Origin of the sequence: Cohnella endophytica (genome assembly GCF_003628305.1) — a bacterium.
In the GTDB taxonomy this organism is placed as follows: Bacteria; Bacillota; Bacilli; order Paenibacillales; family Paenibacillaceae; genus Cohnella; species Cohnella endophytica.
The window spans coordinates 21,705-34,905 of sequence record NZ_RBZM01000010.1 but is presented as its reverse complement, the minus strand read 5'-3'; the positions used below and the strand labels follow the sequence as shown (position 1 = coordinate 34,905).

General features: G+C 46.2%; 10 protein-coding genes. 4 read left to right on the top strand and 6 right to left on the bottom strand.

The features are described from left to right. The first annotated feature begins 31 nt into the window (after positions 1-31). Together D7Z26_RS21910 and D7Z26_RS21905 are read left to right on the top strand one after the other, a co-directional pair. Complete coding sequence (locus tag D7Z26_RS21910) at positions 32-1,411, top strand: DJ-1/PfpI family protein (RefSeq protein ID WP_120979361.1); 1,380 nt, start codon at positions 32-34, stop codon at positions 1,409-1,411. Positions 1,412-1,975: 564 nt separating this feature from the next. Next, on the top strand, positions 1,976-2,557 hold the full coding sequence (locus tag D7Z26_RS21905; protein WP_120979164.1) for a hypothetical protein: 582 nt from the start codon (positions 1,976-1,978) through the stop codon (positions 2,555-2,557). A 187-nt stretch (positions 2,558-2,744) separates the two neighbouring features. On the opposite strand, the gene D7Z26_RS21900 is transcribed toward D7Z26_RS21905, so the two are convergent. Together D7Z26_RS21900 and D7Z26_RS21895 are read right to left on the bottom strand one after the other, a co-directional pair. Beyond that, positions 2,745-3,890: a serine hydrolase domain-containing protein gene (locus tag D7Z26_RS21900; RefSeq protein ID WP_120979163.1), complete on the bottom strand. Its 1,146-nt coding sequence runs from the start codon at positions 3,888-3,890 to the stop codon at positions 2,745-2,747. Positions 3,891-4,106: 216 nt separating this feature from the next. Then, positions 4,107-5,657 (bottom strand): ABC-F family ATP-binding cassette domain-containing protein, encoded by a 1,551-nt coding sequence (locus tag D7Z26_RS21895; RefSeq protein WP_120979162.1) that lies wholly within the window; start codon positions 5,655-5,657, stop codon positions 4,107-4,109. A gap of 165 nt (positions 5,658-5,822) precedes the next feature. On the opposite strand from D7Z26_RS21895, the gene D7Z26_RS21890 reads away from it, so the two are divergent. Next, positions 5,823-6,956 (top strand): THUMP domain-containing class I SAM-dependent RNA methyltransferase, encoded by a 1,134-nt coding sequence (locus tag D7Z26_RS21890; RefSeq protein WP_120979161.1) that lies wholly within the window; start codon positions 5,823-5,825, stop codon positions 6,954-6,956. Between the two features lie 392 nt (positions 6,957-7,348). Here D7Z26_RS21890 and D7Z26_RS27200 read toward each other — a convergent pair whose 3' ends face one another. The 4 genes from D7Z26_RS27200 to D7Z26_RS21875 all read right to left on the bottom strand — a co-directional run bounded on the left by D7Z26_RS27200 (position 7,349) and on the right by D7Z26_RS21875 (position 10,772). After that, positions 7,349-7,627 carry a hypothetical protein gene (locus D7Z26_RS27200; protein ID WP_147423884.1) on the bottom strand — a complete coding sequence of 93 codons (279 nt, stop codon included), beginning with the start codon at positions 7,625-7,627 and terminating at the stop codon, positions 7,349-7,351. Beyond that, positions 7,627-8,376 (bottom strand): nucleotidyltransferase domain-containing protein, encoded by a 750-nt coding sequence (locus D7Z26_RS21885; protein ID WP_120979160.1) that lies wholly within the window; start codon positions 8,374-8,376, stop codon positions 7,627-7,629. The genes D7Z26_RS27200 and D7Z26_RS21885 overlap by 1 nt, the downstream gene beginning before the upstream one ends. 5 nt (positions 8,377-8,381) lie before the next feature. Then, positions 8,382-9,284: a pentapeptide repeat-containing protein gene (locus tag D7Z26_RS21880; protein ID WP_158602402.1), complete on the bottom strand. Its 903-nt coding sequence runs from the start codon at positions 9,282-9,284 to the stop codon at positions 8,382-8,384. A gap of 837 nt (positions 9,285-10,121) precedes the next feature. Beyond that, a complete protein-coding gene (locus tag D7Z26_RS21875; protein WP_120979158.1) occupies positions 10,122-10,772 on the bottom strand; it encodes a hypothetical protein in 651 nt (216 codons plus the stop codon). A gap of 183 nt (positions 10,773-10,955) precedes the next feature. Here D7Z26_RS21875 and D7Z26_RS21870 point away from each other — a divergent pair, with 183 nt between their 5' ends. Then, a complete protein-coding gene (locus D7Z26_RS21870; RefSeq protein ID WP_120979157.1) occupies positions 10,956-13,163 on the top strand; it encodes a stalk domain-containing protein in 2,208 nt (735 codons plus the stop codon). Positions 13,164-13,201: the final 38 nt, after the last annotated feature.

Here is a 13,201-nt window from a genome sequence, read left to right as displayed (position 1 = left end):
GTGAGCAATCGGGTTGGAAGGAGCGAAGCAATTGAAAACGATATTACGAATCATTATCTATATCATCGTTTTTGTCGTCATCGTAGGGGGGACAGGAGCGATCGGGTTCGTCAACACAATGAACGCCGGAATGTCGGTTTACGATAAAGCCGCCCCTGCATTGGCAAATGTGCAAGTACCGAAATATGATGCCAATAAACCGACAGTGGCCGTTCTGCTGGCGAACGAAGTAACGGAAGTGTTCGATTTTCTCGTCCCGTATAAGATGTTCGCGATGACCGAGGCTTATAATGTATACGGTGTTGCTCCCGACCGCGATATTAAATCGCTAACCGGCGGACTCGATGTCGTCCCGCACTATTCGTTTGACGAAATAGATACGATGCTCGGCAAAAGCCCGGACATTATCGTCATTCCGTTTATGCCGATTTTGGACGAGAAGAAATATGCGCCTACCCGTGAATGGATTCGGAAGCACTCGAGCGCCAAGACGACATTGATCTCCATATGCAATGGGGCTGAGAACCTGGCGGATACCGGCTTGCTGAACGGCAAATCGGCCGCGACGCACTGGGGAGACATTAACCGGCTAATAAAAAAATACCCGGCAATCCAGTGGGTGAAAGATCGGCGCTACGTCCCGCATGGCAATATCGTAACTTCTGCCGGTCTGACATCGGGGATCGACGCTACGTTGTACGTCATCTCCCAGCAGTTGGGGGAGGCGGCTGCGAATAAAGTGGCGAAAGAGATGAACTATCCCTCTTACGATTACGTGACAAACCCGCAAATGAAAACGTTCGTTGCCGGCTTGAACGATATCACGTACGTACTGAATAACGCTTACCAATGGAACAAAGTAAAGGCGGGCGTACTGCTATATAACGGAGCCGATGAACTGGATTTGTCTGCCGCCTTCGATACGTACGCCGCTTCCGGTACGACGACGACGTTGACCGTTTCCAGCGCGGACGAACCAATCGTAACGAAGCACGGCCTGAACCTAGTCGCGCGCTATCAGATAAAAAACGTACCAAAGCTGGCGAAAATGATCGTCGTCGGTGCCGATGCCGAGTCTACAGCAGCAGAAGACATCAACCAATGGAAGACCAGCGGTAACAGCGCGAAACTGCTGTTCCTGCACCGCGACGCGGCGGATCGGTTTGCAATGGATCCCGCTTTCGAAGATTTGGCCGAACAGGAGGATATCCAGACAGCCAAATTTGCCGCCAAACGGCTCGAATATCGCGCCACCGACCACCTAAAGCTGGAAGGCAACTCCTTCTCTTTGGAAGCGTTTGGCATACCGGTTTTGCTTGGCGTCCTGTCCTTACTCATCGCTTATTTCATCGATCGGCGCCTCATCCGCAGGAAAAAAGGACCGCACGCTGGAATAATCGCATCGAGGTAATGCTGTTCTATCCTAAATCGTAGAAACCAAACAGGGCTACAGATAACCGTCCAGCGGTTTACTGTGGCCCTGTTTAGTTACAGCCTGTTATACGACATACTAATATGCACATTTCCGTCCTTATTCCTCGCCTACAGCCACCGCTTTCCCATCATTACTGATCTAATTGCGGAGTTGACTTCGGAAGCCTTCGAGACGTACATCGGGGCGCCCGCCCCACTATCGTGAAGCCGACTTTCTGTCGACAATAATTCGACATTTTGAGGAAGGAGGTTTAATTTTCTAAGTACAGTCATTATATTTTATGTGGGAATTGTTACTTAATTATAATATAGTTGGGTTGATTTCAATTTATTGGTGATTATGAGATCAACTTAATGAAGAGTTGCACTATTACGGAGAGAGACAGTATGAATGATTTGAAGAAAGATAAAGCAAAAGGTAATAGTGATGCTGAGTTCTTTGAGGGTTGGATTCAACAATAGTTTATCGAGACTACCCAAGATCAGAAACTCTGTCAAATACGTATAAGTCCCGTTCTGAGCGAGATGTACGTAGAAAGTAATGAAAGCCGGTGACTATTTGAAAAAGAAACTATTCGTTTTTGCTGTTAGTGCACTAATTGTCGCATCGCTAGGCATTTATTATTACTCCTATCAATCTAAAGAAGCTGCAATGCAAGAAGTCCGTGCATCATCAGAACTGGATGAAGATCCTCCGTTATTCGCGCAAGGATCTCATGCCGAAGGGTTTTGGGATATTCAAGATCTAAAAAAGAACGCTGCATTAATTGTCAACGGAACAGTAATCTCGCAAGCAGGAGCATCAGATGTTGGTGTTGCTATAAAGTTCAAAGTAACCAAAACATTTAAAGGAAAAGAACTTAGAGAAATCATTATATATGAATCAAAAAGCGAAGCTGTACTTACAACTGGCGAACAATATTATTTATTTTTAGGCAGACAATCGGATGATCAAGAAAATTTGTTCTATGTTAAGGGCGGAATTCAGGGGATATTCGTTATAAGAGAAAATAAGGTTTCGGCGAGAGAACATTTAATGAGAAACAGCATGAATGATTTGTTGAAAGAAAAAGAAAAAGGTACTAGCGATGTTGAGTTCTTCGAGGACTGGATTCAACAATAGTTCGGTATATGTGGCACGAGCATGGCATGGCCCCCGTCTTTATAACTCCTCATTCCAGTAGCCTCAGGCGCGCATCTGATCTGAGAAAATCATAGCATTGGAGATTCATGGAAAATAGGCAATCACGATTTAAAATGAATTTTGCACAATGAAGCACGCATATTCGAAGGCGATCGCGTTGATCGTGTCACCATACACTGGCGTACGCGTAATTGCGCACCGAGCCGTGCCATCGATACCATGGTGATCCGCCCTCCTGCTGCGCGTAGAATAGTGCGATCTGGGCATCCGGATCGATGACGACGTAACAGCCGCGAGCGCCGTCCCAGCCGAATTCGCCCTTCATGCTGAGCGCATTGTTGTCCTCTGGATCGACTAGGGTACGCACGCCGAGACCGTAGCTATACCCACTTTTGCTCACGCCGCCGAAGCTCGCAAAGTCCTGCTGCGCCTCGGCGTACAGCTGCCGCTTGCGCAGATCGTTCACCGTTTCGGGCCGTAGAATGCGCTCCCCGCTTGACGCAAGTCCGTAATTACAAAGGGCTTCGGCGAACAGAATATAGTCCGGAACGGTCGAGTACAGTCCGCCCCCGCCGCTCTCGTACGCCCGCCCGGGCTTCAAGTTGAACGACTCTCCAATGCTTTCCGCCTGATGCGTCTTGCCGTTGAACTGATTGTACAGCTTCGCGAATCGCTTCTCGTCCTTTAAGTCGAATGAAGTATCCGTCATCCCGATCGGATCGAAAATATGGTCCTGCATATACGCGCTTAGCTTCTTGCCCGATACGACCTCTATAACCGCGCCTAACACATCGTGACAGACCGTGTATTTGAATCGCGTTCCCGGCTCGAACAGCAGCGGCTCCTTCGCCAGCGCCCGGATCACATCGAGCGTTCGGCCTTCGCCGCCTGACGCCGCGATGACTCGCCGCGCCTCCGGCGTGTCGTAATGCTCGATGCCGGCCGTCATGCTGAGCAGATGCTCGATCGTAATCGGCGTAATCGCCGGTCGAAGTTCTTGCGAACCGTCCGGCAGTTGATGGCGCACGGCTACATGTTCATATTCCGGAATAAACGCGTACAACGGATCGCTGAGCTTCGCTCGGCCCGACTCGACCAACTGCAGCATCGCCGTGCATGTCATGACTTTGGTCGCGGAGTACAACCGGAATATCGTGTCGGGGCCGAACGCGATTCGATTGTCCACGTCCGCATAACCGGTATAATGCTCGAACACCGGCTCATGCTTGTAGTACATCGCTAGTCCGACTCCGGGAATATTCTTCTCTTCATAGAACCGATCCAAGTAAGCTGTCAGTTTATCGAAATTCATAATGTGCCTCCTCCAATACAATCCGACGCATGAGTCTCACTTCTATCATAGAAGCTGGATTGCAGATTGGAATGAGGCAAATCGATACTAACTAGGCCGAATTTAGCGAGTCGCGAGCGTCATGAGCGAGAGCACTCGCTGGAATCGGTAGATAGGGGTAACAAAAAAACATCGCCGGGGCCAACGTGACCCTCGACAATGTTTTTTGTTGCTCCCCTAGCCCTGCATGGACCAAGCTTCAACATCCCACGTTTTGGTTACCCATTCCTCATAGAATTCAGGCTCGTGAGAGACAAGAACGACCGTACCCTTATAGGCTCGTAACGCCCGTTTCAGCTCGGCTTTGGCGACGACGTCCAAATGGTTCGTCGGCTCGTCCAGCAGGATCCAGTTGCTTTCTTTCATCATCAGCTTGCAAAGACGAACCTTCGCCTGCTCACCGCCGCTGAGCTGATTAAGAGGACGCGTAATATGCTCGTTCTTTAGACCGCAGCGGGCAAGCGCGGCTCGCACCTCATGCTGGTTCATGAAGGAAAACTCGTCCCATACGTCCTCCAGCGGAGTCATCGTAGGAGCCTTAGCCTCCTGCTCGAAATAAGCGGGAGATAAATAATCGCCCTGATACGTCGTGCCTTCCAGCGGAGGAATCACGCCTAGAATCGTCTTCAGGAGCGTTGATTTGCCGACGCCGTTGCAGCCTGCGATGGCGATCTTATCGCCTCGCTCGACGACCATGTTCATCTTAGGCAGAAGCGGCTTATTGTAGCCGATCACCATTCCCTCTGTTTCGAATACGGTCTTGCCGCTCGGTCTGGATTCCTTAAAGTTAAAGGTCGGCTTTGCCGCTTCCTCCGGCTTGTCGATGCGATCAATCTTGTCGAGCTGCTTTTCGCGGCTCTTCGCGCGTCCGGAGGTAGAAGCGCGTGCCTTATTTTTATTAATGAATTCCTCTTGCTTCTTAATAAATTCTTTTTGCTTCTCGTAGGCGTCGATATGTTGCGTTTTGTTTAGATCGGCCATCTCCAGAAACTTCTCGTAATTGGCCGAGTAACGCGTCATCTTCGTGAATTCAAGATGATAGATAACGTCGACGATCTGGTTCATGAAGCCCGTTTCATGTGAAATAAGAACGAATGCAAAGGGATAATTCTTCAAATAATTCGTCAGCCAATTAATATGTTCTTCATCCAAATAGTTCGTCGGCTCATCCAGCAATAAGACGCCCGGCTTCTCAAGCAGCAGCTTGGCGAGCAGAACCTTCGTCCGCTGTCCGCCGCTAAGCGCCGTAACGTCCCGGTCAAGCCCGATCGCATTAAGGCCTAAACCGTTTGCCATTTCATCGACCTTCACGTCGATTAAATAAAAGTCGCCGATCTCAAGCGCCTCTTGAATCTCTCCCATACGCGCCAATAGCTGCTCCAACGTATCCGGATCGGCATCGCCCATCCGCGCGGCAACGTCGTTAAGCTCCTCTTCCAATACAAGCAGCGGCAAAAAAGCATCCCTCAGCACGTCTCGGATCGTTTTACCCGCTTCAAGCTTCGTGTGCTGGTCCAAGTAACCGTAACGAACATGGGGCGTCCACTCTACCTTGCCTTCGTCCTTCAACAACTTGCCTGTCAGAATATTCATAAGTGTCGATTTTCCCGTACCATTCGCGCCGACCAACCCAACATGCTCTCCTTCAAGCAGCCGGAAAGACACATTCTTAAACAATACCCGATCGCCAAACGAGTGCGATAAGTGCTCAACCGTCAACAAACTCATTTTCTATATCTCCATTCCTGTATGCACCCTATTAAAAATTGCAAAATCTCGCGATTTATCCGAATCATTGTAACACAAAACCTACCTGAGCGATGGACCCGTTGCTTTCGAATCGTACGAATGCTACCATTCAGATGACCCTTTCATAAAGCGAGTGATACCCTAATGACTAAATTCGAACTGATCGCTACGTGCCCGATGGGACTCGAAGCCGTGCTCTCCAGAGAGTTGAAGAGCTTGGGCTACGAGGACCAGCTCGTCGAGAACGGTCGCGTCACGTTCTACGGCACGGAGATCGATATATGCAGAACCAACTTATGGCTAAGAACCGCAGGTCGCGTCCTCGTCAAGATGGGCGAATTCGAAGCACGCACGTTCGACGAGCTATTCGAAGGAACCAAAGCGCTGCCTTGGTCCGATTGGATTCCAAGGGACGGAGAGTTCCCGGTAGACGGCCGGTCGCATAAGTCGCAACTTAGCAGCGTGCCCGCTTGCCAAGGAATCGTTAAGAAAGCCATCGTGGAGAAAATGAAGCAGCGCTACGACACCGAATGGTTCCCGGAGACGGGATCCCGTTTTGTAGCGGAGGTAACGTTGCTCAATGACGTCGCGACATTAACGCTCGACACCTCGGGAACGGGGTTGCACAAGCGCGGTTATCGCACCGATACAACGGAAGCTCCCTTGCGGGAATCTCTTGCCGCGGCAATGATCTTGCTCAGCCGATGGCGTCCGGAACGTCCGCTGTATGACCCATTCTGCGGTTCGGGGACGATTCTCTTCGAAGCCGCGCTGATCGGCTGGAACATCGCGCCGGGATTGCGTCGCACCTACAACGCGCAAGGCTGGCCTAACGTAACGGCGGCGATGTGGGAGGAAGCCCGCGAAGAAGCGTACGATTTAATGAAAGATAATCTCCCCATCAACATCGTAGGCTCCGATATCGATCGCGATGCGATCCAGGCTTCGCTAGCCAACTTGAAGAGCGCGGGAATGAGCAAGGAAATCAAGCTGAAAGTCATGTCCGTCGCGGACGCGCGTCCGGAAGGCGATTACGGATGCATCATTACGAATCCGCCATACGGGGAACGAATCGGGACGGCCCCCGAGGTCGAACGGCTGACGAAACAGCTAGGACAGGTCGCGAAGCAATTGCCGAACTGGTCCCACTTCGTCATTACTCCGGATAAGGAGTTCGAAACGAAATTCGGCCGGAAAGCGGACAAGAAGCGTAAGCTGTTCAACGGTCAGATCGAGTGTACGTACTATCAATATTTCGGACCGTTGCCTCCGAGATAAAATGGCTATAACGCGAGACCGGCACTCCATAGGGGGTGCCGGTCTTTTTGTGGCGGTTAATCTTTTTGAAGCATCATTAAAATCTAGCAATTCTTGAACAGTACCGCTAGACTTGGAAGTGACGAATTATTCGGGGAGTATGACTTATGAAAAACAAGTTGAGCAAAATCTCGATGGCGACGGCGCTAGCGCTCTCGCTCGAGGCCGGAATCAGCGGCAATCCGGTGGCTACTGTCCTGTGGCGGGAATAAGTCCGGTCGTGATAACTTCCGGTGGCTCGGCTGCGTTCGTAGCGGCCGACGTTCTTCTTCATCCTTACGGCTATCGGGTTATCACTAAATGAAATCCAATCACTCCAGCTAGAGCATTAACTTTAAGAAGAAAGAGTATTCTTATTGTAGAAGTTGCTTTAATGTTTGTATATCTTTCCTGAAGTAATTGTATGTTGATAATATGCCATCGGGAGATTGATAGCTTCTATCAGAGATATAACTAATTCTATCATTTATTGAATTGCATAATGAAAATATAGATTCACCATTTGGAAGTTGTTCATGTTGAGACAATACTCGAATCATTGTTCTTTCTAGCCTTGTTCTAAACACATAAGCGCCACGTTGACCTGAATCTAATAACTCATCGAATTGTTGTAATAATAATTGATTATCCATTATTGGTTCCTTTCTTGCAGCAATTTTTGTGTAATCATAATTAGCTTTTCGGCATATTTGATCCATAAAAGTGCGAGTTCTAGCTTTGACAAACTTGTATTTTCCTCTGGTATGCTCTGGTTCCTCGTGAAGAAGGTCCTATATTGATATAAATGTTTATAATCTTTAAGTGAAAACTCTAATGTCGAGCTTCCAAGATGAGATATAGTCACCTCTACCGGAAGATATTTTCCAAATATAAAATGATTCTTAAGAGAGCAAAATCCAATACATGTATTTCTAATAATCGAAGCCAGAGTAGAAAGATCATAATTTATAGTTGATTGATCTATATCTAAAGAAGCTCTAATATCTCTACAAACTAGGAAATAGTCTTTGAGATTCTCTTCAAGTCTTTGAAATGGAGGTAATTCTGCCAATATCGTCTCGAAAAAGATGGATTTTGAATAAAGGTGTATCCCTTCATACTTTAAATGCCACAGAAAATATGATCCATAATTTGACATATCAATTATAGAGCTCTTTCTATAAACCGATATCCAATAAGGTGGTAAATTAAGTTCTTTAACAATGGCTTTTTTTTGTTCAATTAATTGATGCTCATCACAGTCTTCAATGATAACAAGAATATCTATATCGCTAGTTCGATCGTAGTCACCACGAGCATATGATCCAAATAAATAGATTGAATCAATACTCTCGTCCTGAATAACATGATAACTCTTATTGTTAATTTCAAATTGTATCATTAGGGCTACCTTCTATTAATAAATCTAAATAGTCCAGCTACAAAGAATCCTAACATAATAAGTCCCAATGAGCATTCTATTAATGTAAACGTTCGTATATTAGTGTCTGATGAAGAAAAATCAGAGCTAATTGTTAAAAAATTGCAAATGCTAAAGTAGAAACTCTCTTTATAGCTAAGACTCTGTGTTTCTAAAGGTAGACTGGTTAAGTGAAACACACTTCCTTGAGCGCGGTATAAAAAAGAAAAAGTTGTTATTGTAGCCACAATAACTAGGATTAAATTTTGAATCCTTTCACCATAGCCCCATATCAAGCGACTTAACTTGCTATAAAGATATTTAGATAACCCAGAAATCCTGTCCAGAGTATCATAATTTTCTTTATAGTATTTTTTTCTCTGGAAAAACATTTCTAAATAGTGTTCTTCGCTAGCACTCTTTTCCTCAAAGAAAAAGCGCTTATACTGCTCCGAATTGCCTGCACGTAAACCTTCAAGAGCTAAATTGGTACAGATTGACCATCGAATATTGGATTCAGAAGGTAAACAACCCTTAATATCTTCATAATTTATATAACAGTTTTCAAATGAAGTGTATCTCAAATCGGATTGAGCTAACTCTATTTTATCAAATTTACAATTGATAAATTTACACCCTACAAAAATAATATTGTTAAGCTTTGTCTTTTTAAAATAACAGTTAATAAAGATGCAATGTGAAAAATCGCATTTAGTTAATTCAGATTCCAAGAAAGATATGTTTGCAAATGTACTGTGAGTAATAGTAAGTCTTGATTTTTTCAAAGCTTTGTCTGGCCTTTGGTTGCAAAAAACAAGATTTATATGGAAGCGATCTTGAGGGATGGACATAAGTTCTTTCTCATGCCTTCCCATAAAATACTGATTCATATATATAATGCAACTCCTGATTGAAATAGTCTTCATTATTATAATCTAATTTATTAATATTGGAAACAATTTCAATTAATGCGACGCAATTGATAAATTGTAAACATAATTGGTAAGTGGAATGCTATGCTGCTCCGATCAATCGGAGTGGTTTTCTTTTTTTTGTAATAAAATGAACGGAGCGAACTACTTGAAAACGCAGGTGCGAGCATGTTAGCGATCAATAGCAATGAAATATTGTCCATGGAGGACACGCTACGCTATGTGACTTGCCTGCTAAACAAGAACTGAGATAGCTTAGTCTGTCGCTTCTGTTGTGCCTAAACACTAACCGAACAATTGACCTCCACTTTTTTGTTGACTTTTCATTGAGTTTTCCCCGACAATCGAAATTGTTGATTCCATGCGTATCTTGTTTATAAAACATGACGATGTGATGGTACAGTGAAAATGGGAATACACTCTATGCAACTGCAGTGTAAACTTTTTCCACAATCAGTTGTTGACTTCGTGTTAACTTCGGCAATAATAAATACAGAGCACCGGCCTCTCTCGCCATGCTCTGTTTAGAACCTACATACTATTTATAATTAATTCCGACCTTACTCTTCCCCCACGTCCAAAGAATTCCCCTCATAACTAACCCAATTGCTCAAACTATAGAATTTACTTGCGATACGGTTCAGTTTAACGGTCATAACGGCAATAAAACGAAAAAGCTACCATTGCGTTTATTTTAGTAAGCTTACCTTCAAGGATAATAATTTTCTCAAAAATTTCCCATGTAGATCAGATCGATAACATTAGAAATTATGAAATTGTGCTAGATTTTGAATTTCATTTAAATTTATTCAGAAACCATTTCGCTAATCTCGATGTAGGTACTGATTTTAGAATATTTGTTATTTGAGTCTTCTCCGTTTCACTAAACTCTACCGAGTACAGGTTATTGACAATATCACCGGTTTTTTTGTCATATATATTTAACTGAACTTTATCACCTGTTTTTAATTCAAGTTGGATGTCATTAAGATTCATATCTTTATTCATAATAATCACTTTATAGTCTTCAACTCTTACGTTATTATCCACAGGAATCATAGATAGATAGAGAATTAACGATCCATTATCTTCAGTTAGCTTTGAGTTTACATGAAACTTTTGTTTTGCAACGCTATCAATCCCCGTAGTAGTAGTAATCATATTTCCCAAAAATCTATTAACTTCCACTTCCTTTTCTAAAATTGATTTATAATTATTTGTTATATAACTGAAGGCGGCTAAGTTTATAAATGCACCAATAAATCCACTTACAAGCACAGTCCAAAATATGTTATGCAGAACATATCGAATTCTATTTTTTAAAGGTTTCCCACTTTCCTGATAACTAGTAATAAATATTTTATTTCTTTTATGGGTTTCTTTTCTGGACTTCGCAATTTGTGTGATACCGCTTTTGCTATACGCCGTTATTTTGTGAACTTCCATTTTTCTGTTCCTTTCAGTTTTATTAGTCGACTATTGTCTCCCATACATTGCATAATCGATCCTGGTTGGATTGGTCTCGACGAGATAGCGATGCATTTATTTACTAGTATACTCGAAGGCTCTCATTAATTAGGATAGGTTTGTGTCTATTATTATCTGTTCTGTTTAGGGGAGCACTATAAAGTGAAAATATTAAAAAAGACAGCGTTGTTTATCGTTGCTGCCATGCTCGCAGTACAATTGCCGCACGTGGCGAAAGCGGACGCCCAGGCGGACTTTTTGAACAAAGTCAAAGGCGCGGTCATCCTATATCTAGGCAGTCCTAACGCAATTGTCAATCTATCCGACGAGATTATCGACGAAGACAATTTCAGCATTACGCCTTATACGAGCAACAATCGGACGCTGGTTCCGCTCCGATTCATCGGGGAGAGCTTGGGCGTCGCCGTCAAATGGGACAGCTCCTCTTCCACGGTCACTCTTCAAGGCAACAAACTGACGATAAAGCTGAAGCTGAACAGCGCCCAGATGAGCGTGAACGGCTCCGCCAAGAAGCTCGAAGCGCCAGCGACTTATAAGAGCGGCCGGGTATTCGTTCCGCTGCGGGCGATCAGCGAAGCATTCGGCAAAAAGGTTTCGTTCGCCCGGGGCGTCATCATGATCAGCGGCACCCAGGTGCTCAATCCGACCCAGGATGCGGACATCGTCAGTTATTTGGTCGGCACTTTGCTGCCGTTCCATAAAGACGCCTACAATGGACGCACTCTGACGACGGAGCAGCTCGCTTCCATGGACCAAAGCGTCGTTATGCTGGAAGCATTCGATAAACAAGGCTTGTCCGTCGGATTCGGCAGCGCGTTCGCCATTGGTTACGGTTTGTATTTGACCAACTACCATGTCGTCGACCAAGCGAGTAGCTATCTTGTGGTAACCGAGCAGGACCGCTTTTACGATGTGGAAGGCGTCGTTGACGTGGATCCGGACCATGACCTGGCGATCGTAAAAACTTCGATCCGCACGAATGTGCCTCCTATGCATATCGGAACGTCCTCGGGCTTGACCAAAGGACAGTCGATCTTCGCCATCGGCAATCCGGAAGGGTTACAAAACACCGTTTCGACAGGTGTGATAAGCGGATTTCGGTCGAACCCTTCCTTGATCCAGATCAGCGCGCCGATCACGCACGGTAGCTCCGGCGGGCCGCTGCTCAACATGAAAGGCGAAGTCATAGGCGTCACCTCAAGCGGCGTAGAGGAAGGCGGGAACTTGAACTTTGCGGTTCCGATCGACTTTGCGAAAGACGCCGTCAAATACTATACGTCATTGCCGTTCGCCAGCATTCCCGTCATGAATCAGAAGCAGTTCGAAGCAAAGGGCAACCCGGAGCCAGGCCCAAGCCCAAACCCAAGTCCGGAGCCAAGCCCGAGCCCGTCGCCTAGCAACCCGGTGACGCTACCGACCGAAGACGTACACGTTTTGAGCCGGTCGATCTCCGCCATGGCGCCGGATCCTTCCAGCTCCGTCGTCTATATGGCCGATGACAACCAGAAGAAAGTTATCGCTTACGATTACGCAACCAACAAGGAAATCGCGGTTTCGGCCGCGTTCGACAAGCCGGTTCGCAAGCTGGCATTCGCGAACGGCGAGCTGTATGTCATGATGAGCGACCAAGATTACAGTCCCTTCACGTTCAACGGCAACCAAGGCGGGACGATCGCAGTACTCGAACCGGGCACGATGCAGTTGAAAGACCAATGGCGCACTCGGATCGATCCTTACGATATCGCGGTCGATAAGGCTAACCATGTGTACGTCTCGTCCGGCTCCGGACAATGGACGTATATTCTCAGCTTCGACCGCACGACACACGAGGAGATTTCATCTAGCGGCATCCGCAACGCCAGCTATATCGCCCTTCATCCGGCCGAGGATAAAATCTACGCGATCAACACGGATTCCATTCCTCGGAATATGAGGGTGTACACGCTTGGCAACGGCCTGTTCACGGGCGGCAATGATTCGCCGTATCATGGCGATTTTCCACTCACGACAAGCCTGGGCATTACCCCGGACGGGAAATACGTACTGAATGGGTACGGCGGCATTTTCTCGTCCACGAACATGAGCACGACGAACATGAAATTCGTAGCCAAAACCGATCCGTTCGATATGATGACGGGCGATCCGTCACACCCGGAGACGTATTTCACGGCCCGTCAAAGCACGGTTCGCCAATATGATACCGACACGATGAACAGGACGAAGCTGTTCAACACGAACGGCACGCTCGTTCAAATTGCCGAAGCTCACGGGCAGTTCATCGCCTTGACCAAAGTGGCCGTCAAAGGATCTGCGGTTCCTAAGTTTGCGCTTGAAATTACGGATATTTAAAAGAAAGCCCGGTTGTCCCCTGAGTAGAGGCGGCAACC